This window comes from Streptomyces sp. T12 (assembly GCF_028736035.1).
Taxonomy (GTDB): Bacteria; Actinomycetota; Actinomycetes; order Streptomycetales; family Streptomycetaceae; genus Streptomyces.
This window is the reverse complement of sequence record NZ_CP117866.1, coordinates 9,078,929-9,103,468: the sequence shown is the minus strand read 5'-3', so window position 1 is coordinate 9,103,468 and position 24,540 is coordinate 9,078,929. Positions and strand designations below refer to the sequence as shown.

Here is a 24,540-nt window from a genome sequence, read left to right as displayed (position 1 = left end):
GATGTGTGCGATAGCCCAACTAACGTCTGTGATGCGCACTTTGGACGTGGGATGTCCGAATGTTCAGATGCCTGGACACATGACCAGACGATGAAGGGCGGGCCGCACCATGCCGTCAAGAGTTCGCGCACGTCTCAGAGCTGCCCTCGTCGCGGCCGTCGCCACCACGGCGACCGCCGCGACCTTAGGTCCGGCTGAGTCCCAACCCACCACCCGGACACCGCTGTTCGAGCAGCAGCTGCTCTTCAAGGCCTCCCAGGACCCCGGGTACACCTGCTTCCGGATCCCGGCGATCGTGAAGACCAAGGACGGCACGCTGCTGGCGTTCGCCGAGGGGCGGGTGCTCAACTGCGGTGACGCCGCCGACATCGACATCGTCCTCAAGCGGTCGACGGACGGTGGCCGCACCTGGGGGCCGCTCCAGGTCGTCAACGAGGGCGACGGCGACACGCACGGGAACCCGGCGCCGATCGTGGACCGCGAGACCGGCCGCATCCTGCTGGCGGAGACGTACAACACGGGCCGTACGGACAGCGGCAGTTGCTCCGTCCCGTGCAAGCGCACCCCCCATCTCCAGTACAGCGACGACGACGGCCTGACCTGGTCGGCACCGCGCGATCTGAGCGCCGAAATACTGCCCGCGAACTGGAACTCCTGGTACGCCACCGGCCCCGTGCACGGCATCCAGCTCACCGGGGGCAAGCACGCCGGGCGGCTCGTCTTCGGCGTCAACACCGAGACCTGGGACGGCAGTCGGGTCACCGCCAACCACGCCGCCCTCATCGTCAGCGACGACGGCGGCGACAACTGGCGGATCGGCGCCACCGACTCCTGGCCCATCGCCGCGGCCGACGGCACCTTCCGGCAGAAGCCGTCCGAGGTGACCCTCACCGAGCGCACGGACGGCACGATCCTCATCAGCGGCCGGGAACAGGACGGCACCGACCTCGGCCACCGCTCCCAGACGTACAGCCGTGACGGCGGTGACAGCTTCACCGGCCCCTTCCGGGACATTCCTGACCTCTACACGCCCCAGGTCCAGGGCGCCACGCTCCGCCTGGGCAAACGCCTCCTGCTGTCCGCCCCGGGCGATCCCGACCGCCGCCGGACCATGATGATCCGGTCGTCCTGGAACGGCGGCACCACCTGGGACAGCGTGGACCGCGGCAAGGTCGTGACGACGGACTGGTCGGGCTACTCCGACATGGTCGACATCGACGCGTCCACGGTGGGCCTGATGTACGAGGGCGGCGCCGTCGACGCGCGCGACGAGATCCGCTTCGCCCGCTTCGACGAGGCCTGGCTCGGACCGCGCCGCGGCCCCGACCCGACCACCCCCGACCTCGCCCCGAGCGCACCCCGCGCCACCGTCCTCGGGGGCGCCGAGACGACGGACGGCGTGTTCGGCAACGCCCTGGAGTTCGACGGCGACGACGACGCCGTACGCCTGCCGTACCGGACCCGACTTCCGCTCGGCACCGGTGAGTTCACCGTCTCGTTGTTCTTCCGCTACTCCGCCACCGCCGGCGAGCAGCCGTTCCTGTGGATGGGCGGGATCGGCTCCACCCAGCCCCAGGTCTGGCTGCGCGGCGAGCCCGACAACGACCGGGTGCGCGCCCTGATCACCACACGGCAGGGATTCGGGACCGTGCGCACCGCGTCCATGTGGGCCACCGGCGCCCACAACGACGGCGAGTGGCACCACCTCGCCCTGCGGCGCGGTGGAGGACAGCTGACGCTCTTCCTGGACGGTACGGCGATCAGCACCGCGGACGTGCCCGGTTCGGTCAGCCGGAACTCGCCGTTCGGCGTGCACGTCGGCCAGCGCATGGACAGCCGGGCCTTCCTCACCGGCGCGATCGACGACGTCCACGTGTGGAACCGGGCGCTCGGCGACGCGGAGATCAACGCCGCGGCGCAGGTCACCGCCCGCAAGAGTTCGGCCACTGCCGATACCGTCCTGTGGCTGCCCATGGACCAGGTGCGCTGAGACCACTAACGTCCCGGGCGTGCCCGACGACACACGAGCACGGCAGCGCACGGGAACCGGCCTCGGACTCCTGCTGGCCCTGGTTCTCGGGGCCGTGCTGCTCACCGCCCTCCCGGACGACGGCGAACGGGAGGGCGGTGGCGCGTGTGCCCCGCACTCGGTCGCGTCCTGGAAGGCCGACGACGGCCTCACCGCCGAGTTCGCCCGCTACGGCGACGACCCCTCCCGCACCGACGACTGGACCGGCGGCGACGGCACCCACTCGGTGCGGCTGCCGGACGGCCGGCTGCTGTGGCTGTTCTCGGACACCTACCTCGGCCAGGTGTACGCCCCTCCCAACCCGTTCGGCGAGTCCCACACCTGGCGGGACACCGCCGCGCCCCTGGTGCGCAACTCCGCGGCCGTCATGCGCGACGGACGCCTGGAGCGCACCCTGCCCACCCCGCTCTTTCCCGACCCGGCCCCGAACCAGTGGCGCTGGCCGGTGGCGGCCCGTGTCGAGCCCCGCTCCCCCGGCTCCTCCGAGCAGGTCCTGCGGGTGCTGCTGTGGGTGCGCACGGCCGGGCAGTCCCCCTGGATCTACGGTGTGCCCACCGCCACCGAGGTCGCCACGCTCTCGCTGCCCGACCTGCGGGTCGAGTCGGTCGTCAAGGTCCTCGACCAGCAGCTGGTGCCGGATCCCTCCCGGCGGGTCCTGTTCGGCACGACGCTGGTCGAGGAGGACGGCTGGACGTACGTCTTCGGGGGCGACGACGGCCAGGCCGCGTCCCGGCCGGCCTCGCACGCGTACGTCGCGCGCGTGCCGAAAGGCAGGCTGGCCGAGCCGGGTGCCTGGCAGTACTGGAACGGCTCCGCGTGGGCCGAGGCCGGCGCCGCCCGGCCACGCTCGGTGCTCGGGGACGGGCAGCGCAAGGGGGTGGGCAGCGCGTTCTCGGTGGCGCGGGTGCGGGGGACGTACGTCCTGTTCACGATGGCCGCGGGCACCGAGGGGCTGACGACCGTCACGTCGTACTGGGCCTGCTCCCCCGCCGGCCCGTGGCACGGGCCGACGAAGGACTTCAGCCCGTCGCTGCCGCAGGGCGGCCAGGTCGCCGCGTACAACCCGCAGGCGCACCCCGAGCTGAGCGACGACGGGCGTCTCGTGGTCAGCTACGACGTCAACTGGCTGGAGACGGGCGGCGCCGCGGCGCAGCTCAACCGGAACGTGTCCCTGTACCGACCGCGGTTCGTGACGCTGCGGCTGGCGCCGACGCGCTGACCGGCTCCGGGGCGTCGACGTCGACGTCGGCGTCGACCTCGGCGTCGACCTCGGCGTCGTGGGCCCGGCGCTTGGCGATGACCGCGCACACCATCAGCTGCATCTGGTGGAAGAGCATCAGCGGCAGCACGGCCAGCGAGGCGTGCGCGCCGAACAGGACGCTCGCCATGGGCAGGCCGGAGGCGAGGGACTTCTTGGAGCCGGCGAACTGGATCGCGATGCGGTCCTCGCGGTTGAAGCGCAGCGCCTTGGCGCCGTACCAGGTCAGGGCGAGCATGACGGCCAGCAGCACGGCCTCGACGGCGAGCAGGCCGGCCAGCCGGATCGGGCTCACCTGGTGCCAGATGCCCTGGACCATGCCCTCGCTGAACGCGGTGTAGACGACCAGCAGGATCGAGCCGCGATCGACCAGCCCGAGGACCTTCTTGTGCCGGGCGACGAAGCCGCCGATCCAGCGGCGCAGCAGCTGCCCCGCGACGAACGGCACCAGCAGCTGCAGCACGATCTGGACCACCGAGTCGGCGGAGAAGCCGCCCGCGCTGCTGCCGAGCACGGCCGCCGCGAGGAGCGGGGTGATGACGATGCCGACGAGGGAGGAGAAGGAGCCCGCGCAGATCGCGGCGGGCACGTTGCCGCGGGCCATCGAGGTGAAGGCGATCGACGACTGGATGGTCGACGGCACGAGGGTGAGGAAGAGCAGGCCCTGGTAGAGGGGGTGCGTCAGGAGCACCGGGACCAGGCCGCGGGCGGCCAGACCCAGCAGCGGGAAGGCGACGAAGGTGCAGGCCAGGACGGTGACATGGAGCCGCCAGTGCTTCAGCCCGTCCATCGCCTCACGGGTGGACAGCCGGGCGCCGTAGAGGAAGAAGAGGAAGGCGATCGCGGCCGTGGAGGCACCGGACGCCACGTCGGAGGCCGTCCCGCGCGCCGGGAAGAGGGCCGCGAGGCCCACGGTCCCGAGCAGCAGCAGGACGTACGGGTCGATCGGCATCCAACGCGGCCATTGCAGGCGTTTCACTGTGCTCCACTACTTCGCTGTCTCGACTCGGCTGTCGCTTCGCTGAACTTCGGGTTCCCGGCACGGACGTGCCCTCTCCATCGTCCTCCGGCGATCAGCGATCGGGAATCCGGCATACCACTCTGACTGTCATCACGTTCCGCGATAACGGCGGGTAGCCTGGGAGCGTGTACGACCCCTCCCATCTGCGTACGTTCCTCGCGGTGGCCCAGACCCTGAGCTTCACCCAGGCGGCCCGTCGCCTCGGCCTGCGCCAGTCGACCGTCAGCCAGCACGTGCGGCGCCTGGAGGACGCCACCGGGCGGCCGTTGTTCGCCCGGGACACCCACTCCGTGGAGCTGACCGAGGACGGCGAGGCGATGCTCGGCTTCGCCCGCCGGATCCTGGAGGTGCACGAGCAGGCGACGGCGTTCTTCACCGGCACCCGGCTGCGCGGCCGACTCCGCTTCGGCGCGTCCGAGGACTTCGTCCTGACCCGCCTGCCGGAGATCCTGGAGGGCTTCCGTTACGACCACCCGGAGGTCGACCTGGAACTGACGGTCGAGCTCTCGGGCACGCTGCACGAGCAGCTTTCCGCCGGAAAGCTGGACCTGGTGCTGGCCAAGCGACGCCCGGAGGATCCACGGGGCGAGCTGGTCTGGCACGACCGGCTGGTGTGGATCGGCGCGGAGCGGCTGCGCCTGGAGCCGGACCGTCCGGTGCCGTTGATCGTCTATCCGCCGCCGGGCATCACGCGGGCACTCGCCTTGGAGGCGCTGGAGCGGCAAGGGCGGGAATGGCGGATCGTGTGCACGAGCGGCAGCCTCAACGGCCTCGTCGCGGCGGCGCGGGCCGGTCTCGGCGTGATGGCGCACTCACGGGGCCTGATCCCGCCGGGACTGGTGCGTATGCCCGACCGGGCCGGGCTGCCGGAGCTGGGCCGGGTCGATTTCGTGCTGGTCCACGGCCACCGCCGCACGGCGGCACAGGGCGCGGCGGACGCACTGGCGGCGGCGATCCTGGCGGGCGGGGACCGGCTGCACAGGCGTTAGGGACGTCGCTGGTACGTCAGCTGTTTCACCCTCCGCAGGAACGGTGACGCCTCCACGTGCTGGACACCCTCCAGGCGGCCGAGGGGGCCGCTGAGGTAGGCGTACAGGTCGGCGGAGTTTCTGACGACCACCGTCGCGACCATGTTGCAGGGGCCGGCCGTCGCCGCGGCATGGGCGATCTCGTCGTGGGCGGCGAGGGCCTCGCCGACGGACGTCAGCGCGGCGGTGGTGGTGGTGATCCACAGGTGGGCGGCGAAGGGGTAGCCGATGGCCTCGGACCGGTACTCCACGTCGAGGTACACCGCTGCGGACGCCAGCAGCGCGGCGAGGCGGCGCTTCACCGCGGACTCCGAGCGGCCGGTGGCGCGCTGGAGTTCGGGGTAGGTGGCGCGTCCGTCGCGTTCCAGGGCGGCGAGCAGGGGTTCGTCGTCGGCGTCGATGCGGGCCGGTCCCGGGGCGGGGAGCGCCTCGGGCCGCAGTGCCGCGACCTGGTCGTCCGTGAGCACCCGGAACTTGCGCAGCCAGCCGGTCGGCCCGCCGTAGAAGCGGTGCAGCATCTGGTGGGCCCGGATCTCCAGGACGCGCGGCGTGCGGGGCAGTTTGCCGAGCAGGAGGTCGTCGCGGTCGCCCTGGCTGCGCGGCCGGGTTCCGAAGATGACCTCGGTGCCGCCCGAGGCGATCCCGATCCAGTTGGTGTCGGGCCGTTTGGCCAGCGCCTCCGCGATGACCTGAGCGCTGTCCGGCACGCAGCGCAGCCGCAGCGTCCACTGGTCCTGGCCGAGGCGCTCGGCGTCGCGGATGGCCACCACCCGCAGACCGGCCTCGGCGCAGAGCCTGCGGTAGCGGCGGGCGATCGTCTGGTCGGAGACGCCGAGCACCTCCCCGAGGCGGGCGAAGGACGCCCGGCCGTTCACCTCCAGCGCGTCCAGCAGCTGAAGGTCCAGCTTGTCGAACGTGTCGGATTCCATCTCCAAGACGGCTTCTCCTGTCGGATTCCGGCAGCCCACTGCCCGCTACGGGCGTGATCGGCCGCGCGCGCCCATCGTACGGAGGGATGAGCAACAGCCGCAGGAGGGGAAGAGGAACCATGCGTACATGGGGGCCGCTCACGGCCGTGTGCCTGAGCACGTTCATGTTGTTGCTGGACGTGACGATCGCGGTCGTCGCGCTGCCGGACATGGCTCGGGCGCTGGACGGGTCGCTGGGTGATCTGCAATGGGTGATGGACGGGTACGCGCTGGCGCTGGCCGCGCTGCTGCTGGGCCTGGGGGCCGCGGCGGACGTGCTGGGCAGGCGGCGCGTGCATGTCGTGGGGGTCGTCGTCTTCGCGGTGGCGTCGCTGCTGTGCGGGCTCGCGACGGGGCCGGGGATGCTGGTGGCGGCGCGGGGGCTGCAGGGCATCGGCGCGGCGGCCATGTTCGCCACGACGCTGCCGCTGCTCGGCTCCGTCTACCAGGGCAAGCGGCGGTCGATGGCGCTGGGCGTGTGGGGCGCGGTCAGCGGTGCGGCGGCCGCGGTGGGGCCGATCGTCGGCGGCCTGCTCACCGACGGACCGGGCTGGCGGTGGATCTTCTACGTCAACCTGCCGGTGAGCGTGGCCGCGGTGTGGCTGACGCTGCGGGTGGTGCCGGAGTCGCGGGGTGCGCGCGGGCGTCGTGTCGACTGGGCGGGAACCGTGACGTTCGCGGCGTTCGCGGGGGCGGTGACGTACGGGGCCGTGCGGGCCGGGAGCCATGGGTGGAGCGCGAGCGGGACCCTGGTGTGGTTCGCGGCAGCGGTCGTGGCGCTGGGCTGCTTCCTCGTGGTGGAGCGGCGGGCCGCCGATCCGCTGCTGGATCCGCGGCTGTTCCTGCGGCCCGCGTTCTCCGGGGTGATGGCGGGCGCGCTCGCCTTCAACGCGGCGGCGTTCGGTGTCATGGCGTACACCTCGATCTGGTTGCAGACCCTGCTCGGGATGAGCCCGGTGCGCGGCGGGGCGGTCTTCCTGTGGCTGTCGCTCGCCTCGTTCGTGGTCGCCGCGGCCGGCGGACGGCTGCTGCACGGGGTGCCGGCGCGGTTCACCATCGGAGGCGGGCTGCTGCTGATCGGCGCGGGCCAGTACTGCATGGCGGTCCTGGACGCCGGGTCGACGGCAGGCGCCCTGGTGCCGGGTCTTGTGCTGGTGGGCGTCGGTACGGGGCTGGTGTCGCCCGGCATCGCGGGCGCCGCGCTGGCCGCCGTACCGCAGGAACGGGCCGGCATGGCGGGCGGTGCGGTGAACACCTTCCGGCAGCTCGGGTACGCCCTCGGCATCGCCCTGTGGGGCACGGTGCTGACCTCGCGGATGCGGGACACGCTGCCGCAGGAGGCGGCCCATGCCCTGGCGGGCGGCGGCGCCGGTGCGCTGCGGAGCGCGTTCGGCGAGGAGAGGCTGCGCGCCGCCTTCGCCGACGGGCTGGACGCGGTGGCGGTGGCGGCGGGGTCGACCGCGCTGGTGGCCGGAGTGCTGGTGCTCGCCCTGGTCAGGAGGGCCGTGACGAAAACCGGAGTGACAGCTTCGGCCCCCGGCACGCTGACAGAGGAGACGGCGGAGGAGACGAGGGAAGAGACGAAGCAGGCGTGGACGACACGCCGGGGATGACCTGATCAACAGGGCCCGTACCGGGTAATCGGGTCGTCCCGTACCGGGTAATCGGGTCGTACAGATTCGGTGGAGATTACGGGCCCGAAACTTACTCAACCGTCAGTTTTCTGTCCGACCCTTCCCCATGTGAGCGCATTTTCCCGCGCTGACCAGTGCGTACCTGAGCACCCGTCGATTTCCGGCCCCCTCCCGTCCGAAACGCGGGTGGGGTAGCTTTCACGGCGCTGAGCGGAGCTTCAGCCGAGGCATATCGGAGCGGGGAGCGGGGTTTGCGCGAGTTCACCAACCCTCCGTTGGCGTTGGCACCGCCGGTGGGCGGCCTGGCCGACGTCGTCTTCGAGCATGCCCAGGAGGATCCGCTGTATGTCGCCCTCGGCCGCAAGGACGAGGACGGGCAGTGGCGGGACGTCACCGCCGCCGAGTTCCGGGACGAGGTGCTCGCCCTGGCCAAGGGCCTGCTCGCCCGGGGCATCCGGTTCGGCGACCGGGTCGCGATCATGTCCCGTACCCGGTACGAGTGGACGCTCTTCGACTTCGCCCTGTGGACGATCGGCGCCCAGGTGGTGCCGATCTACCCCACCTCCTCGGCGGAACAGTGCTTCTGGACGCTGTACGACGCCGAGTGCTCGGCGGCGGTCGTCGAGCACGAGGACCACGCGATGACGATCGCCACCGTCATCGACCGGCTGCCCCGGCTGCACCAGCTGTGGCAGCTGGACTCGGGCGCCGTGCAGGAGCTGTACGACGCCGGCGCCCACCTCGACGACGAGGTGGTCCACCGCCACCGGCAGGCGGTCACCCCCGACTCCGTCGCGACGATCATCTACACCTCCGGCACCACGGGGCGCCCCAAGGGCTGTGTCATCTCGCACGGCAACTTCATGTACGAGGCGGACACGGTCATCCAGCGCTGGGAGCCGGTGTTCCACTCCAAGAAGGGCGACGAGGCGGCGACCCTGCTGTTCCTGCCGCTGGCGCACGTCTTCGGCCGGATGGTGCAGGTCGCCGCGATCCGCGGCAAGGTCCGCTTCGGTCACCAGCCGCAGATGAACGCGGCCGCCCTGCTGCCGGACCTCGCCGCGTTCAAGCCGACGTTCTTCCTCGCCGTGCCGTACATCTTCGAGAAGGTCTTCAACGCCGCACGCCGCAAGGCCGAGAAGGAGGGCAGGTCGGGCGCCTTCGAGAAGGCCGTCGAGGTGGCCGTGAAGTACGCGGACGCCATGGAGGCCAAGGCGTGGGGCATCGGTCCCGGCCCGTCGGCCGGTCTGCGCATGCAGCACCAGCTCTTCGACAAGCTCGTCTACTCCAAGATGCGGGCGGCGATGGGCGGCCGCATCCGGCAGGCGATGACCGGTGGTTCGGGGATGGACCGCCGGCTGGGTCTGTTCTTCGCGGGCGCCGGCGTCCATGTCTACGAGGGATACGGCCTCACCGAGTCCACGGCGGCCGCGACCGCCAACCCGCCCTATCGCACCCGCTACGGCACCGTCGGCCAGCCCATCCCGGGCATGACCGTGCACATCGCGGACGACGGCGAGATCTGGCTGCACGGCGCCAACGTCTTCCAGGGCTACCTCAACAACCAGAAGGCCACCGACGCGGCCCTGCACGACGGCTGGCTGGCCACCGGCGACCTGGGCTCCCTCGACGAGGACGGCTACCTCACCATCACCGGCCGCAAGAAGGAGATCCTGGTCACGTCCGGCGGCAAGAGCGTCTCGCCGGGCGTGCTGGAGGAGCGCGTCCGGGACCACCCCCTGGTCGCCCAGTGCATCGTCGTCGGCAACGACCGCCCGTACATCGCGGCCCTGGTCACCCTCGACCAGGAGGCCGTCGAGCACTGGCTGATGATGCGCGACAAGCCCCAGATGACCGCGGCCCAGCTGGTCCGCGACGCCGACCTGGAGACCGAGGTGCGGCGCGCGGTCGTCGCCGCCAACACCCTTGTCTCGCAGGCCGAGTCGATCCGCACCTTCCGTATCCTCGCGCAGCCGTTCACCGAGGAGCACGGACTGCTCACGCCGTCGCTGAAGCTGAAGCGCAAGGCGATCGAGAACGCCTATGCCAACGAGGTCGAGGCGCTGTACCGGGCCTGAGCCGGCCTGTGGAAGGGCCGCCTCAGACGAGCTGGTAGCCGCGCAGACCGGTGAGCAGCAGGTGGCAGTCGCGCAGGGAGTCCGAGGTGTCGCCGAGTGAGCGGTAGATGCCCCACTTCGGGCGGACCCGGTCGTCCAGGAAGGTGTCGACGCCCGTGCGCGACTTGTCGATCAGCGTCGTGCCGCCGCTCTTGAGGATCCATCGCACCGAACCGGACGTACCGTCACCGACCTTGATCTGGAAGTCGACGTCGGTCCACCGGTCGTGCAGCGGGGCGAGCGGGGTGCGGCCGACGAGGGTTCCGGAGATGGGCAGGTGGAGTTCGATGGTCTGCTCCGCGCCGACGCGGCGCAGCGACTGCACGACGATCGGCGAGGAGCCGGCGCCGGGCTGCTTCATCTGCATGATGTGCGTGAAGGTGGTCGTGGCCTTCAGCGAGCTCGGGATGTACATCGAGTACGTGACCCGCCAGGTCTGGCCCGGCAGCCACTTCAGGTAGCCCGCGGACGTACGCAGGCCGGTGACCTCCTGGCGCTGACGGTCGGTCGCGGTGTCCCGGTCCACGGTGTGCATGGTGAAGCGCCAGTTGTCGCCCTCCGGGCGGATGTGGGGCGCGCCCGCGGGGTGCGAGTCGGCGCGGTCGTCCTCGACGGTCTCGAAGGCCCGCAGACCGTCGGACCGCGCGGACGGGGACCATTTCAGCTGCCAGGAGGCGGCGTTCGCGGGGGTGGCGGACAGTCCGACGGCGGCGGTCGCGGCGCCGCCCAGGGCCGCGCCGAGCAGGGTTCGGCGGCTGGTGCTCATGGCTGCTCCCTCAGGGTGGGGGTGAAGGGCCGGGCTCTCAGCACCCAGGCGCGCGCCTGGGGTTCACATATCTGCACCACGTTCATCGACCGGTTCGGCCGTGCCTACAGAGTCGCGACATGACGGGCCACGGTCAATGGTCCGGACCTGTAAAGCGGTCAGCAGTTTCGATCGGATTCCGCCGTCAGGAATGCATCACGCCACGTGATCGTTGACGATATGAGTACCACCTGACGACAACCGTAAGGATCAAGAGCTCGTGAGCAGCAAGGTCCCCCCGATCACCCTCAACAACGGCGTCGAGATGCCCCAGCTGGGCTTCGGCGTCTGGCAGGTGCCGGACGACGAGGCGGAGCAGGCGGTCAGCACGGCGCTGGAGGCCGGGTACCGCAGCATCGACACAGCGGCGATCTACGGCAACGAGGAGGGCACCGGCAAGGCCATCGCCGCCGCCGGCATCCCCCGCGAGGACATCTTCGTCACCACCAAGCTCTGGAACGGCGACCAGGGGTACGACTCCACCCTGCGCGCCTTCGACGTGTCGCTGGGCAAGCTCGGTCTGGACTACGTCGACCTGTACCTCATCCACTGGCCGCTGCCGGCCCGCGACACGTACGTCGACACCTACAAGGCCTTCGAGAAGCTCCACGCCGACGGCCGCGTCCGCGCGATCGGTGTGTCCAACTTCCTTCCGGAGCACCTGGAGCGGCTGATCGGCGAGACGTCGGTCGTCCCGGCGGTCAACCAGATCGAGCTGCACCCGCACCTGCAGCAGCAGGCCTCCCGCGACTACCACGCCGAGCAGGGCATCGCCACCGAGGCCTGGTCGCCGCTCGGCCAGGGCAAGGGGCTGCTGGAGGTCCCGGCGATCGTCGCCATCGCGCAGAAGCACGGCCGCACCCCGGCCCAGATCGTGTTGCGCTGGCACCTCCAGCTGGGCAATGTCGTGATCCCGAAGTCCGTGACGCCGTCGCGGATCAAGGAGAACATCGAGGTCTTCGACTTCAGCCTGGACGCCGAGGACCTCGCGGCGATCAGCGCGCTGAACGAGGACCGGCGGATCGGTCCGGACCCGGCGACGTTCGACGTGGCCTGACGCCCGCTTCACCACGACCGTCCGCCCGCCGCTCAACCGTATGAGCGGCGGGCGGACGCGTACGGGGCGTTTCAGTCACCGCGCACATCGGTGAAGACGACCTCGAACTCCTCCAGCCCGGTCACGGTCACATGCGCCTTGGCCGCACCTTCTTGCCGGGCCGCCGCCTGGCCCGCGCGGGACGCCGCCAGGGACGCCTGGTCGACGAAGACGGCTCCGACCATCCCGCGCCCCCGCTCCCGGTCGACCAACAGCGACGCCCTGGCCAGCCCCGTGAGGGTGTCCAGCTTGGGCACCACCGTCGCCCGGAACGTGTCGGCGAGCAGATCCGTGTCCATGGGGTCGAACTCCAGCCTGGTGAGCCGCAGTCCGCCGCCCGCCTGCGGCTGCCGCACCTGGTGGAAGACCAACGCCTCGTAGTTGAAGACCGCCAGTGTCCCCGCGAACGGCTCCAGCATCGCCGGCCGCCGCTCGCGCAACACCTCGTCGCTGTTGCGCCGGTCCTCCTCCGACTCCCACCAGCTCGCCGCGAGCAGCTTCCCGAGCGTCCGGTCCACGAAGACACTTGCCCCGCGGTAGCCCGGACGCTCTTCCAGCAAGTCCCGCCCCTCGGTGTTCATTGCCCTGATGGCCGTGTCGATCTTCGCGGGATCGCCGGTCGTGTAGATGGCGCGTACGAACATGACACCTCCCGGAAATCCGGGCCCATATCCGAAATCTTCGGCATGTCCAGTCTTCTACTGGGGTCATGACGCCGCAATCAGCGCAGGTCAGGAAGTTTTCCTAACAGAAGGGCCCCCGCACGGTGCACATCCGAAGACTGACCCTCGTCGCGGCCTCCGGCGCCGCGCTGCTCGCCGCCGGACTGCTCCCCGCGAGCGCCTCCGGCATGTCACGATCGCCGTCCGCCCGGGAAGGCTCGGTCAGCGCGGCCGACCTGCTCGCGAAGGTGACGTCGTGTTCGCAGATCTCGAACGGCATGTACCGCACCGACGAGGGGGCCTCGCCCACCATCCCGGTGTGCGGCGGGAACGGCGCCGTCTTCTGGACGGCCGACCTGGACATCGACTGCGACGGGCAGCGCACCGACCGGTGCAACGAGTACACCGACCCCTCGTTCCAGCCCGACACCGCGTTCCACCAGTCCGACGGCCGACCGCTGCGGTCCGACACGCTGCCCTATGTCGTCGTCCCCGGCATCAGCGACATCTGGGACCACTCCGCGGCGGGCATCGAGGGCGGCGGCGTGGTCGCCGTCATCCACGACGACCAGGTGCTGTACGCCGTCGTCGGCGACACCGGTCCGCGGAGCGTCATCGGCGAGGCCTCCTACGCCGCCGCCGAGGCACTCGGCATCGACCCCGACCCGGCGACCGGCGGCACCGCCTCCGGCGTGACGTACATCCTCTTCGAGAACTCCCGCGTCTCGCCCATCGAGAGCCACAGCGCGGCGGTCTCGCTGGGCGAGGAGCTCGCGGAGGAGTTCATCCGGGACAACTGAGGCCGGAGCGACCGGAACCCGGCAACTCAACGCAGCTGTACGTCAGTTGGGCTGTCCGAGCGGCCGTACGACGACGGTGTTGATGTCGACGCCGTCGGGCTGCCGGATGGCCCACACCACCGAGTCGGCGATCTGGTCAGCGGTCAGCAGATGCCCCGGCGGCAGGCTGCCGTAGCTGTCCCAGAACGGTGTCTCGACGCGGCCGGGCGCGATGTGGGTCACGCCGACGCCCCAATCGGTGACCTGCCGCCGGGTGTTCTCGGCGAGCCCGGTCACCGCCCATTTCGTCGCCCCGTAGATGTTGCCCGGCCCGGGCACGAACCCGGCGACGCTGCCGACGAGGACGATCCGGCCGCGGGTCTCCTTGAGGGCGTCGATGGAGGCGCGGATCAGCAGGGCCGGGCCGAGGACGTTGGTCAGCACCATCTCGGTCCAGCCGGACGGGTCGCCCTCGGCGACCGAGTCGTGGGTGGCGAAACCGGCGTTGGCGACGACTGTGTCGAGTCGGCCGAAGGTCTTGAGTGTCGTGTCGACGGCCGCCTGTACGTCGCCGTACTCGGCTGCGCTCCCGACGATCGTCAACAGGCCGTCCGGGTCCCCGAGTTCCTCGGCGAAGCCCCGCAGCCGTGCCTCGCCGCGGCCGGTGACGGTGACCCGGTACCCGGCGTCCAGCAGCTGTCGCGCGACCGCGGCGCCGATGCCGCTGCCGCCGCCGGTGATGAGCGCGACCGGAGAGTCGGTCGCGGCCGATCCGGTCGTGGTCGATCCGGTCATGGTCGATCCGGTCATGGTGATCCCCCTGCGTTTCGTTCGGACGACGGGGATTCCATCACTTGGAGAGTTCTCGAAGTCAAGGCTCACTTCGTCCGAACCGCCGTGTACACCGTCTGCGCCGCGAGGACGAACACGTCCGGCCGGTGGTGCACGCTCGCCTTGTCGTCCGGGTCGAGGAGCCGGTCGAGGGTCGCGCGGTCATCGACGTCGAGGTGGTCCCCGAGACCCTCGCGGGTGCGGGTCAGGGAGGCGACGGCGTAAGCGCGGGCCCGGTCGGTGGTCGGCGCGGGCAGGTCGAGGAGGAAGGTGCGGGTGCCGGTGGGCCGGAGGCCTGCGGAGGCGAGCAGTGCCGGCCAGTCCTCGGTCTCGGCGACGGAACCGGGCAGGTCCGCGCGCATCGCGGCGAACCACTCCTCCTCCAGCGCGTCGAGGCGCGCCTGCAGTCCGGGCCGCCCGAAGCCGAGGTCGCGCGGCAGGAACCGGGCCGGCAGGCCGCCCTCCTGCAGGGCCAGGGTGCCGCCCTGCGTGAGGCGGGCGGCGAACGCGGCGAGGGCGGCGCGCTGGTCGCCGAGGTGGTGCAGGCTGCGGCCGGCCCAGAGCAGATCGGCCGGGTAGTCCAAGTCGCCGAGGACGTCCGGCAGTTCACCGGCGAGGGTGCCGAAGCGGTCGGCGACGCCCAGCCGCTCGGCCCGCGCCCGGGCCCGCTCGAGGAGCGGTGCGGATCCGTCGACGGCGACGATCCGGGCGCCGGGGAAGGTGTCGGCGAGCAGACAGGCGACGACGCCGGGTCCGCTGCCCACGTCCACGATCAGCCCGGGCTCGGTCTGCCGCTTGGCCAGCCAGGCCATGGCGTGCTCGTACAGGGGCGTGAACAGCTCCGCCTGGGCCTCCAGGTGCGGGGCCATCTCGCTCCAGTCGATGTCGGTGTGGTCGTGGTGGTGGTGGCCGGCCCGGTGGCCTCCGTCGTGGTGGTGGTGCGCCATGCTCGTCAGCCTCTCCTTCGGATGGGGCCAGCGTGCGCCGACGCACCGTCGCGGGGCCACTGTCATTGCCGTAACGGCAAAACCATGGCACGAAAATAGGATGCGGCCGTCGTGGCCTATCGCCCACGATGGCCCGATGGACGACGAGATGGTGAAGCGCTTCCTCGAGGACGGGTTCGTGAAGATCGAGGGCGCCTTTCCGCCGCGCGTCGCCGAGCACTGCGCGCGGCTGCTGTGGCGGGAGACGGGGTACGACCCGCAGGACCCGGGCACCTGGAAGGACCCCGTGCACTGGGTGTACGACATGGCGCAGGGCCCCTTCGCGGCGGCCGTCAACACGCCCGTCCTGCACGAGGCCTTCGATGTGCTGGTGGGTGAGGACCGCTGGCAGTCACGCTATTCGCTGGGCAGTTTCCCGCTGCGGTTCCCGCACGAGGAGGAACCGAACGACGCGGGCTGGCACATCGAGGGCAGTTACGTGCCCGAAGGCGCCGAGCACCCGCACACGAACGTGCGCTCGAAGGACCGTGCGCTGCTCATGCTCTTCCTGTTCAGCGAGGTCACCGAGGACGACGCCCCGACCCGCATCCGGGTCGGCTCCCATCTCGACGTACCGCCGGTCCTGGAACCGTACGGCGAGGCCGGCGCCTCCTTCCTGGAGCTCGGCCCGAAGGTCGCCGAGGCCTCCGCGCACCGCCCGCTCGCCCACGCCACCGGTCGCCCCGGCGACGTCTACCTCTGCCATCCGTTCCTGGTGCACGCGGCCCAGCCCCACCACGGCACCCGCCCCCGCTTCATGGCGCAGCCGCCGCTGATGTCGGCGCTGCCCCACGAGCTGGAGCGGGCGGACGGCGACTACTCGCCGGTGGAGTTCGCGATCCGCCGGGGCCTGGCTCGGGAGAGCTGACCGACCCCGGCGGAAGTCGCCGTCACCGCACTACGACAGCGGCGGGTACGCGTTCTGCATCAGCTGCTGGAACTGCGCCGAGAACCAGTGGCCGGACAGCGGGGCGTTCGGCAGGGAGCCGGACATGCTGTTGCCGTTGCGCGGGTTGCCCGTGTAGGTCGGGTCGCACATCCGGTCGAAGCCCTTGCCCTCGTCGTTCGGGATCGCCGTGCTGGAGCCGTCGGACTCACCCGGCGGCTTGATCCAGACGTACGCGTCGATCCCGGCCGCCGGGTTGGCCTGCGGACGCTCGCCGAGGCCGGCACCGGACTGGTTGCACCAGTTGCCGACGTGGATACGGCGGTCGTAGCGCCCGCCGTTGACGTAGGTGTCGACGTCGGTCGTCGCACCCGGACCGGCAGGCCGTGCGCTGCCGCCCCAGCCGTTCCTCGACGTGTCGATCAGCATGCCGATACCGGAGTTGAAGCCGGTCGTGACCAGCTGGTTGCGGAAGCCCTGCGCGAAGGACAGCTCGTCGACGTACCGGTTCCAGTCGACCCACTTCGACTCGCGGACCGACTTGCCGGCCACGGAGTCGTTGATGGTGAAGTTGTTCTCCTTCAGGGCGCTGTAGTTGGCCGTGTTGGCGATGAAGCCGTGCACGTCGTTGACGGTGGCGCCCTCGGAGGTGGCGGCCTCCTTCATCACGGTGGCGCTGGCGGCGAAGTTGTCGTCCCAGCCGATCCAGCCATGGTGTCCGGCGTCGATGTAGTTGTAGACGTTGGCCGCGTCACCGAGCTTGTTGAGGGCGTAGCCGACGCCCTTCTGGTAGTTGCCGTTGGCCTTCATCACGTCGCACTGCGGGGTGGCCGTCGGACGGCTGCCGGTGTTGGTGACGAGGTTCGGCAGCGAGTCGATCTCGATCGTGGTGACGATCCGCAGCGAGGCGTACTTCGGGTCGGCGAGGATCGCGGCGATCGGGTCGATGTACTCGGTCTTGTAGCGGCCGAGCTCCGTCGGGCCGAGCTCGCCGTTGGAGGCGAGGGCCGCGCAGTCACGTCCCGGCAGGTTGTAGATCACCAGCTGGACGACGAGCTCGCCGGAGCCCTTCTGGGTGAGGGCCTCGTCGAGGTGGTCGCGCAGCCCCATGCCACCGTTCACGCCGTTGATGGCAGCGATCCGGTCCAGCCAGACGCCCGTCGGCTGGTTGGCGATACGGCTGCCGCCCGGTTCGGCGGCGGCCTTCGCGGACCACTCGGGGTTCACGTACACCTTGGCGCCGGAGTACGGGTTGTCGACCTTCGGGCCGGTGGGGCCGGGGTCCGGGGGGTCCGTGGGTCCGCCGCCGTCGACGTTGCAGGTCACGCCGTCGAGGGTGAAGGTGGCCGGGATCGCGTTGGTGCCGCTGTAGGTGCCCTGGAAGCCGAAGCTGACCGAACCGCCTGTCGACAGGGTCCCGTTGTAGGTCTCATTGGTGGCGGTGACGGCCGCGCCGCTCTGGCTGATCTTCGCGTTCCAGCCGCTGGTGACCTTCTGGTTTCCGGCGTACGACCACTTCACCGACCAGTTCGACTTGGCGGCCCCCTGGTTGGTGACCGTCACCGCGGCGGTGAAGCCGGTGTCCCACTGATTCTGCACCTTGTAGTCGACGGTGCAGGGGACGGCTGCCGTGCCGATGTCCTGGGGGACGTTCGCGGCGAGCGCGGTCCCCGAGGCCCCGGCGACCAGCGCCAGGGCGGCGAGCATCGCTGTTCTGGTACGACTCATGTGCGGGTTCCTTCTCCGTCAGGGATGAGAGGGGTTATCCGTCGAGGGCGCGCAGGTGATCACGCAGCCCTGTGCCGTACGACGTGGGAGTTCCGTCGCAACTGGAGATCAGGGCCGGCCCGGAGCCGCAGTTCCACGTGTTCCAGGTCCAGCCCAGGTAGGACAGGCCGCGGTCGTCGAACCACTTCATGACCTGGTCGATGAAGGAGTGCGCGCAGGTGATCTCCCCGATCTCACCCGCCGCCAACGGCACTTGGGCCGCGACGGGGCGAGCGTGGAGTTCCAGCAGCTCTCGTTCACGCAGGAGTTGAAGTTGTAGACGTGCCATGCCGCGGCGAGATCGCCCACCGGGTCGGTGGGCTGGTACGTCAGCCACTGGCTCAGGCCGTTCGCGTACGCGAGCCCGCCGAGCAGGATCAGGTTGTCGGCGCCTTCACTCGGGCCACCCGGTCATGAACTCGCCGCCGGAACGATGGACGCCGAGCAGGCGACGGGTGGTGCCGTCGGCGTCCACGAGCTTGTTCCCGGAGACGTGCAAGGCCGGCACCGTCACGGCCGCGATGAGGGCGACCGTGCCGGTGACGGCTAAAAGTACTGAACGCGGGGGGTGTCGCATGAGCGACTCCTTGCAGTTCAGGCGCGCCATGACGGACGCGTCGACTGATGGAATCGCTCCCACTGGTGTCAATGAAGCTAGCGCCAAGTGACAGTAAAGGACAGAGGAGTTGCTGACTTTCCCTCAACTAAATCCGTCGAATCTTTTCGACTCTTCAAGCATCTTGACCCCTTGCACCCCCATCCCCACTATGGGAGCGCTCCCACTGGTTCAAGCCTTGACTTCTCCGAGCCGCAAGGAGGAACCAGCACGTGCATCCCCCACGCAGACGCAGAACCGTACGACGGTTGTGGACAGCCGTCGTCGCAGCCATGGCGCTTCCCTTGACGATGCTGAGCACGGGCTCGACACCCGCTCAGGCCGCGGTAGTTCAGTGCAGTGTCGACTACAAGACCAATGACTGGGGTTCCGGCTTCACCGCGGAACTGACGATCACCAACCGCGGCACGGACGTCATCGACGGCTGGACCCTGACGTACAGCTACGCGGGCAACCAGAAGCTCAGCAACGGCTGGAACGGCACCTGGTCCCAGTCCGGCCAGTCGATCACGGTGAAGGACGCCGGCTACAACGGCAAGATCGCCACCGGAGCCGCGGTCACCACCGGCGCGCAGTTCACCTACAGCGGCAGCAACGCCGCCCCGACGAACTTCGCGATCAACGGCACCTCCTGCACGGGCGCCCACCAACCCCCCATCACCGTGCTGACCAGCCCGGCGGCGGGCGCCGTCTACTCGCAGGGCGACGCAGTCCCGCTCGCGGCCACCGCCGCGGCCGCGGACAACGCCACCATCAGCAAGGTGGAGTTCTACGACAACACCACGCTGCTGGGCACGGACACGACGGCCCCGTACTCGCTCTCGGCCTCAAGTTTGACCGTGGGCAGTCATTCGCTCCTCGCGAAGGCGTACGACAGCCTGGGCGCGTCCGGGGAGTCCACGCCGGTCGGCGTCACGGTCGCCTCGGGTCCCGCCGTGGTGGCCTCGCAGACCCAACTCCCGGTCCAGCAGGGCAAGACGGCGTCGTACGACATCAAGCTGTCGACGCAGCCGTCGGCCAACGTCACCGTCACCACCGCACGCGCGAGTGGCAACTCGGGCCTGTCGGTGACCGGCGGCGCCTCGCTCACCTTCACGCCCTCGAACTGGAACACCGCCCAGCAGGTGACCATCACGGCCGCCAACTCCGGCACCGGCTCGGCGACCTTCGAGTCGACGGCCACCGGGCACGCCAAGGCGTCGGTCACGGTGACCCAGATCGCGGCGACGAAGGCGTACGACGCCCGGTTCCTGGAGCTGTACGGCAAGATCACCAACCCGGCGAACGGCTACTTCTCACCCGAGGGCATCCCCTACCACTCGGTCGAGACGCTGATCGTCGAGGCTCCGGACCACGGTCACGAGACCACGTCGGAGGCGTACAGCTATCTGCTCTGGCTGCAAGCCATGTACGGCAAGGTGACGGGCGACTGGGCCAAGTTCAACGGCGCCTGGGAGATCATGGAGAAGTACATGATCCCGACCCACGCCGACCAGCCGACCAACTCCTTCTACAACGCCTCGAAGCCGGCGACCTACGCCCCCGAGCTGGACACCCCGAACGAGTACCCGGCGAAGCTCGACACGTCGGTCTCGGTCGGCTCGGACCCGATCGCGGGTGAGCTGAAGAGCGCGTACGGCACGGACGACGTCTACGGCATGCACTGGCTCCAGGACGTCGACAACGTCTACAGCTACGGGAACTCGCCGGGCAAGTGCGAGGCGGGGCCGACGGACACCGGGCCGTCGTACATCAACACCTTCCAGCGCGGCGCGCAGGAGTCGGTGTGGGAGACGGTGCCGCAGCCGACCTGCGACGCCTTCAAGTACGGCGGGAAGAACGGGTACCTGGACCTGTTCACCGGTGACGCCTCCTACGCCAAGCAGTGGAAGTTCACCAACGCCCCGGACGCCGACGCGCGTGCCGTGCAGGCCGCGTACTGGGCCGACAAGTGGGCCGACGAGCAGGGCAAGGGCAGCCAGATCTCCGCGACCGTGGCCAAGGCCGCGAAGATGGGCGACTACCTGCGCTACGCGATGTACGACAAGTACTTCAAGAAGGTCGGCAACTGTGTGGGCGCCTCGTCCTGCCCGGCGGGCACCGGCAAGGACGCCTCGTTCTACCTGCTGTCCTGGTACTACGCGTGGGGCGGCGCCACCGACACCTCGGCGGGCTGGGCCTGGCGCATCGGCTCCAGCCACGCGCACGGCGGCTACCAGAACCCGATGGCCGCGTACGCCCTGTCCAACTACGCCGACCTGAAGCCCAAGTCGGCGACGGGGCAGGCGGACTGGGCCAAGTCCCTTGAGCGGCAGGTCGAGTTCTACCGCTGGCTGCAGTCCAGCGAGGGCGCGATCGCGGGCGGTGCGACCAACAGCTGGGCGGGCCGCTACGCGACTCCGCCGGCCGGGAAGTCGACGTTCTACGGCATGTACTACGACCAGCAGCCCGTCTACCACGACCCGCCGTCCAACCAGTGGTTCGGCTTCCAGGCGTGGTCGATGGAGCGGGTCGCCGAGTACTACCAGCAGACGGGCAACGCGGCAGCGAAGGCCGTACTCGACAAGTGGGTCAAGTGGGCGCTGTCCGAGACGACCGTCAACCCGGACGGCACGTTCCGGATCCCGTCGACGCTCCAGTGGTCGGGCCAGCCCGACACCTGGAACGCGTCAAGTCCGGGCGCGAACAACGGACTTCACGTCACCGTCGCCGACTACACCAACGACGTCGGCGTGGCGGCCGCGTACGCCAAGACCCTGACGTACTACGCCGACCGCTCCGGTGACACGGCGGCCGCGACGACGGCGAAGGCCTTGCTGGACGGCATGTGGGACAACTACCAGGACGACCTCGGTATCGCCGTCCCGGAGACCCGCGCCGACTACAACCGCTTCGACGACGGGATCTACGTCCCGAGCGGCTGGACCGGCACCATGCCGAACGGCGACGCGATCAACTCGTCGTCGACCTTCGACTCGATCCGCTCGTTCTACGAGGACGACCCGGCCTGGTCGAAGATCGAGGCGTATCTCGCGGGTGGTGCGGCGCCGTCGTTCACGTATCACCGGTTCTGGGCCCAGGCGGACATCGCCTTGGCCATGGGTTCGTACGCGGAGCTTCTCGAATAGTCCCCGCCGGGCGCTCCGCGGGTTGGGCCGTGTTCGGCTGCGGGTCCGGTTGTGGCTGGTCGCGCAGTTCCCCGCGCCCCTTACGGGGCGCTCCCGTCCACGGCGATTCCTCGGAACCGCTTGAAAGCTCCGCGTATGTGGTCTCGTCACCTGACGGCGAGGCCGAACCGCCGGGCGGCCCCCTCCCGCACTGGGGGCCGCCCGGTCGTCGCGCGTTCCTCTCTCAGGAAGGACCCCACCGTGCGAAGAACCCGCATCCTCACCGCCGCGCTGGCCCTCGCGGCCGGGCTGCTCGCGGGCGCGCCGCCCGCACTCGCCGCCCCTGCCGCCAAGGAGGTGTCGATCGCCGCCGACACCTACACCTGGAAGAACGCCCGTATCGACGGGGGCGGCTTTGTCCCCGGCATCGTCTTCAACCGCAAGGAGAAGAACCTCGCCTACGCGCGCACCGACATCGGCGGCGCCTACCGCTGGCAGGAGTCGACGAAGACCTGGGCGCCGCTGCTGGACTCGGTCGGCTGGGACGACTGGGGGCACACCGGTGTGGTGAGCCTGGCGTCCGACTCCGTGGACCCGGACAAGGTGTACGCGGCGGTCGGGACGTACACCAACAGCTGGGACCCGAAGAACGGCGCGGTCATGCGCTCCTCCGACCGGGGCGCGAGCTGGCAGAAGGCGAACCTGCCGTTCAAGCTGGGCGGCAACATGCCGGGCCGCGGCATGGGTGAGCGGCTGGCGGTCGACCCGAACACGAACAGCGTGCTGTATCTGGGCGCGCCCAGCGGCAAGGGGCTGTGGCGGTCGACGGACTCCGGGGTGACCTGGTCGCAGGTGGCGAACTTCCCCAACGTCGGCAACTACGCGCAGGATCCGAGCGACACGAGCGGCTACGCCAGCGACAACCAGGGCATCGTCTGGGTCACCTTCGACGAGTCCACGGGGTCGTCCGGGAACGCCACCAAGACCATCTACGTCGGGGTCGCCGACAAGGACAACGCCGTGTACCGGTCGACGGACGCGGGCGCGACCTGGTCGCGGGTCGCCGGGCAGCCGACGGGATACCTGGCCCACAAGGGTGTCCTGGACGCGACGAACGGCTACCTCTACCTCGCCTACAGCGACAAGGGCGGCCCGTACGACGGCGGCAAGGGCCAGCTGTGGCGGTACGCGACGGCGACCGGCACCTGGACGAACATCAGCCCGGTCGCCGAGGCCGACACCTACTACGGCTTCGCCGGCCTGACCGTCGACCGGCAGAAGCCCGGCACGGTGATGGCGACGGCGTACAGCTCCTGGTGGCCGGACACCCAGATCTTCCGCTCGACGGACAGCGGCGGCACCTGGACGAAGGCGTGGGACTACACGTCGTACCCCAACCGCGCCAACCGCTACACCATGGACGTCTCGTCCTCCCCGTGGCTGGCCTGGGGCGCGAACCCGTCGCCGCCCGAACAGACGCCGAAGCTGGGGTGGATGACGGAGGCGCTGGAGATCGACCCGTTCAACTCGAACCGGATGATGTACGGGACGGGTGCGACGATCTACGGCACCGAGGATCTGACGAAGTGGGACAGCGGGAGCCAGTTCACCATCAAGCCGATGGTGCAGGGCCTGGAGGAGACGGCGGTCAACGACCTCGCCTCTCCCCCGTCGGGCGCCCCGCTCCTGAGCGCGCTCGGTGACATCGGCGGCTTCCGGCACACGGACCTCACCAAGGTGCCGTCGATGATGTTCACGCAGCCGAACTTCACCACGACCACCAGCCTGGACTACGCCGAGACCAACCCCAACACCGTCGTCCGGGTCGGCAACCTGGACTCGGGCCCGCACATCGCGTTCTCGACGGACAACGGCGCCAACTGGTTCGCGGGGACCGATCCTTCGGGCGTCAGCGAGGGCGGCACGGTGGCCGCGGCGGCCGACGGCAGCCGGTTCGTGTGGAGCCCCGGCGGGACCGGCGTGCAGTACGCGACGGGCTTCGGCAACTCCTGGTCGGCCGCCACCGGCATTCCGGCCGGGGCGACAGTCGAGTCCGACCGGGTCGACCCGAAGGTCTTCTACGGCTTCAAGTCCGGGAAGTTCTACGTCAGCACGGACGGCGGCGCGACCTTCACCGCGTCCCCCGCGACCGGGCTGCCGAGCGGAGACAGCGTTCGCTTCAAGGCGCTGCCCGGGGTGAAGGGTGACGTGTGGCTGGCGGGGGGTGCGACGGACGGGGCGTACGGCCTGTGGCACTCGACGGACGGCGGCGCGAGCTTCACGAAACTCTCCAACGTCGAGCAGGCCGACGCGATCGGCTTCGGCAAGGCGGCGACGGGGGCGTCGTACCAGACGCTGTACACCAGCGCGAAGATCGGCGGCGTACGCGGCATCTTCCGGTCGACGGACAAGGGCGCGACCTGGACCCGTGTCAACGACGACGCCCACCAGTGGGGTTGGACGGGGGCGGCAATCACGGGTGACCCGCGCGTGTACGGACGCGTGTACGTCTCGACGAACGGCCGGGGCGTCATCTACGGCGACACCTCCGACACCGATGGCGGAGACGGCGGTGGCGGAACCGATCCCACACCGACGCCGACCGGCGCCTGCGCGGTGACGTACAAGGTCACCAACCAGTGGTCGGGCGGCTTCCAGGCGGACGTACAGCTGTCCAACACCGGCTCAAGCGCCTGGAGCGGCTGGTCCCTTGGCTGGTCCTTCGCGGGCGGGCAGCAGATCACGCAGGCGTGGAACGCCGACTACACCCAGTCGGGCTCGGCGGTGACCGCGAAGAACGTCGGCTGGAACGGGAATGTGGCGGCCGGTGCGTCCGTGAGCTTCGGGTTCACGGGGAGCTGGTCGGGGGCGAACGCGAAGCCGACCGCGTTCAAGCTGGGCGACCAGAGCTGCACGGTGAGTTGAGCGAGCCGGAGGGCGCGTGCCGTTC

18 protein-coding genes and 1 pseudogene are annotated in these 24,540 nt (G+C 70.1%); 10 read left to right on the top strand and 9 right to left on the bottom strand.

The genetic code is table 11. The features are described from left to right. The first annotated feature begins 109 nt into the window (after positions 1-109). Together PBV52_RS40875 and PBV52_RS40870 are read left to right on the top strand one after the other, a co-directional pair. The gene (locus tag PBV52_RS40875) at positions 110-1,990 is read left to right on the top strand and encodes a sialidase family protein (RefSeq protein ID WP_274245870.1); all 1,881 of its coding nucleotides are present in this window, start codon (positions 110-112) and stop codon (positions 1,988-1,990) included. Between the two features lie 19 nt (positions 1,991-2,009). After that, the gene (locus PBV52_RS40870; RefSeq protein WP_274245868.1) at positions 2,010-3,248 is read left to right on the top strand and encodes a DUF4185 domain-containing protein; all 1,239 of its coding nucleotides are present in this window, start codon (positions 2,010-2,012) and stop codon (positions 3,246-3,248) included. Here PBV52_RS40870 and PBV52_RS40865 read toward each other — a convergent pair. After that, on the bottom strand, positions 3,184-4,239 hold the full coding sequence (locus tag PBV52_RS40865) for a bile acid:sodium symporter family protein (protein ID WP_274245866.1): 1,056 nt from the start codon (positions 4,237-4,239) through the stop codon (positions 3,184-3,186). The genes PBV52_RS40870 and PBV52_RS40865 overlap by 65 nt on opposite strands. A 194-nt stretch (positions 4,240-4,433) precedes the next feature. On the opposite strand from PBV52_RS40865, the gene PBV52_RS40860 reads away from it, so the two are divergent. Continuing rightward, positions 4,434-5,297 carry a LysR substrate-binding domain-containing protein gene (locus tag PBV52_RS40860; RefSeq protein ID WP_274245864.1) on the top strand — a complete coding sequence of 288 codons (864 nt, stop codon included), beginning with the start codon at positions 4,434-4,436 and terminating at the stop codon, positions 5,295-5,297. Here PBV52_RS40860 and PBV52_RS40855 read toward each other — a convergent pair. Beyond that, positions 5,294-6,271: an Lrp/AsnC family transcriptional regulator gene (locus PBV52_RS40855; RefSeq protein WP_274245863.1), complete on the bottom strand. Its 978-nt coding sequence runs from the start codon at positions 6,269-6,271 to the stop codon at positions 5,294-5,296. The two genes, PBV52_RS40860 and PBV52_RS40855, sit on opposite strands and share 4 nt — an antisense overlap. A 113-nt stretch (positions 6,272-6,384) precedes the next feature. On the opposite strand from PBV52_RS40855, the gene PBV52_RS40850 reads away from it, so the two are divergent. After that, positions 6,385-7,917, top strand: coding sequence for an MFS transporter (locus PBV52_RS40850; protein ID WP_274245861.1), 1,533 nt, complete (start codon positions 6,385-6,387; stop codon positions 7,915-7,917). Positions 7,918-8,189: 272 nt separating this feature from the next. Beyond that, positions 8,190-10,016, top strand: a complete 1,827-nt coding sequence (locus tag PBV52_RS40845; protein WP_274245859.1) for a long-chain fatty acid--CoA ligase — start codon at positions 8,190-8,192, stop codon at positions 10,014-10,016. A gap of 22 nt (positions 10,017-10,038) precedes the next feature. Here the strand turns inward: PBV52_RS40845 and PBV52_RS40840 are convergent, their stop codons facing one another. Beyond that, the gene (locus PBV52_RS40840) at positions 10,039-10,821 is read right to left on the bottom strand and encodes a Tat pathway signal sequence domain protein (protein ID WP_274245858.1); all 783 of its coding nucleotides are present in this window, start codon (positions 10,819-10,821) and stop codon (positions 10,039-10,041) included. Between the two features lie 259 nt (positions 10,822-11,080). On the opposite strand from PBV52_RS40840, the gene PBV52_RS40835 reads away from it, so the two are divergent. After that, on the top strand, positions 11,081-11,917 hold the full coding sequence (locus PBV52_RS40835; protein ID WP_274245856.1) for an aldo/keto reductase: 837 nt from the start codon (positions 11,081-11,083) through the stop codon (positions 11,915-11,917). Between the two features lie 71 nt (positions 11,918-11,988). Here PBV52_RS40835 and PBV52_RS40830 read toward each other — a convergent pair whose 3' ends face one another. Next, positions 11,989-12,600: a hypothetical protein gene (locus PBV52_RS40830; RefSeq protein WP_274245854.1), complete on the bottom strand. Its 612-nt coding sequence runs from the start codon at positions 12,598-12,600 to the stop codon at positions 11,989-11,991. 122 nt (positions 12,601-12,722) lie between these two features. Here PBV52_RS40830 and PBV52_RS40825 point away from each other — a divergent pair, with 122 nt between their 5' ends. After that, positions 12,723-13,418: a glycoside hydrolase family 75 protein gene (locus PBV52_RS40825; RefSeq protein WP_274245852.1), complete on the top strand. Its 696-nt coding sequence runs from the start codon at positions 12,723-12,725 to the stop codon at positions 13,416-13,418. 42 nt (positions 13,419-13,460) lie between these two features. Here PBV52_RS40825 and PBV52_RS40820 read toward each other — a convergent pair whose 3' ends face one another. Both PBV52_RS40820 and PBV52_RS40815 read right to left on the bottom strand, forming a co-directional pair. Beyond that, the gene (locus PBV52_RS40820; protein ID WP_274245851.1) at positions 13,461-14,207 is read right to left on the bottom strand and encodes an SDR family oxidoreductase; all 747 of its coding nucleotides are present in this window, start codon (positions 14,205-14,207) and stop codon (positions 13,461-13,463) included. A 68-nt stretch (positions 14,208-14,275) separates the two neighbouring features. Beyond that, positions 14,276-15,175 carry a trans-aconitate 2-methyltransferase gene (locus PBV52_RS40815; RefSeq protein WP_274245848.1) on the bottom strand — a complete coding sequence of 300 codons (900 nt, stop codon included), beginning with the start codon at positions 15,173-15,175 and terminating at the stop codon, positions 14,276-14,278. 136 nt (positions 15,176-15,311) lie between these two features. Here PBV52_RS40815 and PBV52_RS40810 point away from each other — a divergent pair, with 136 nt between their 5' ends. Further along, complete coding sequence (locus tag PBV52_RS40810; RefSeq protein WP_274245846.1) at positions 15,312-16,082, top strand: phytanoyl-CoA dioxygenase family protein; 771 nt, start codon at positions 15,312-15,314, stop codon at positions 16,080-16,082. Positions 16,083-16,112: 30 nt separating this feature from the next. On the opposite strand, the gene PBV52_RS40805 is transcribed toward PBV52_RS40810, so the two are convergent. The 3 genes and pseudogenes from PBV52_RS40805 to PBV52_RS40795 all read right to left on the bottom strand — a co-directional run bounded on the left by PBV52_RS40805 (position 16,113) and on the right by PBV52_RS40795 (position 18,444). Continuing rightward, entirely contained in the window at positions 16,113-17,828 is a 1,716-nt protein-coding gene (locus PBV52_RS40805; protein WP_274245843.1) for a glycoside hydrolase family 6 protein, read from the bottom strand. A 34-nt stretch (positions 17,829-17,862) separates the two neighbouring features. Further along, positions 17,863-18,260: pseudogene (locus tag PBV52_RS40800) on the bottom strand (cellulose-binding protein); the annotation flags it as partial. Position 18,261: 1 nt separating this feature from the next. After that, positions 18,262-18,444, bottom strand: a complete 183-nt coding sequence (locus PBV52_RS40795; RefSeq protein WP_274245841.1) for a hypothetical protein — start codon at positions 18,442-18,444, stop codon at positions 18,262-18,264. 251 nt (positions 18,445-18,695) lie between these two features. Between PBV52_RS40795 and PBV52_RS40790 the strand changes: the two genes are divergently transcribed. Both PBV52_RS40790 and PBV52_RS40785 read left to right on the top strand, forming a co-directional pair. After that, a complete protein-coding gene (locus PBV52_RS40790; protein ID WP_274245839.1) occupies positions 18,696-21,611 on the top strand; it encodes a glycoside hydrolase family 48 protein in 2,916 nt (971 codons plus the stop codon). Between the two features lie 240 nt (positions 21,612-21,851). Continuing rightward, positions 21,852-24,515, top strand: a complete 2,664-nt coding sequence (locus PBV52_RS40785; protein ID WP_274245836.1) for a cellulose binding domain-containing protein — start codon at positions 21,852-21,854, stop codon at positions 24,513-24,515. Positions 24,516-24,540 lie beyond the last annotated feature (25 nt).

Coding starts and splice junctions, on each gene's coding strand:
- PBV52_RS40820 (WP_274245851.1), bottom strand. CDS start 14,207: ATGACCGGATCGACCATGACCGGATCGACCACGACCGGATCGGCCGCG.
- PBV52_RS40810 (WP_274245846.1), top strand. CDS start 15,312: ATGGACGACGAGATGGTGAAGCGCTTCCTCGAGGACGGGTTCGTGAAG.
- PBV52_RS40865 (WP_274245866.1), bottom strand. CDS start 4,239: ATGCCGATCGACCCGTACGTCCTGCTGCTGCTCGGGACCGTGGGCCTC.
- PBV52_RS40875 (WP_274245870.1), top strand. CDS start 110: ATGCCGTCAAGAGTTCGCGCACGTCTCAGAGCTGCCCTCGTCGCGGCC.
- PBV52_RS40830 (WP_274245854.1), bottom strand. CDS start 12,600: ATGTTCGTACGCGCCATCTACACGACCGGCGATCCCGCGAAGATCGAC.
- PBV52_RS40815 (WP_274245848.1), bottom strand. CDS start 15,175: ATGGCGCACCACCACCACGACGGAGGCCACCGGGCCGGCCACCACCAC.
- PBV52_RS40795 (WP_274245841.1), bottom strand. CDS start 18,444: ATGCGACACCCCCCGCGTTCAGTACTTTTAGCCGTCACCGGCACGGTC.
- PBV52_RS40850 (WP_274245861.1), top strand. CDS start 6,385: ATGCGTACATGGGGGCCGCTCACGGCCGTGTGCCTGAGCACGTTCATG.
- PBV52_RS40805 (WP_274245843.1), bottom strand. CDS start 17,828: ATGAGTCGTACCAGAACAGCGATGCTCGCCGCCCTGGCGCTGGTCGCC.
- PBV52_RS40840 (WP_274245858.1), bottom strand. CDS start 10,821: ATGAGCACCAGCCGCCGAACCCTGCTCGGCGCGGCCCTGGGCGGCGCC.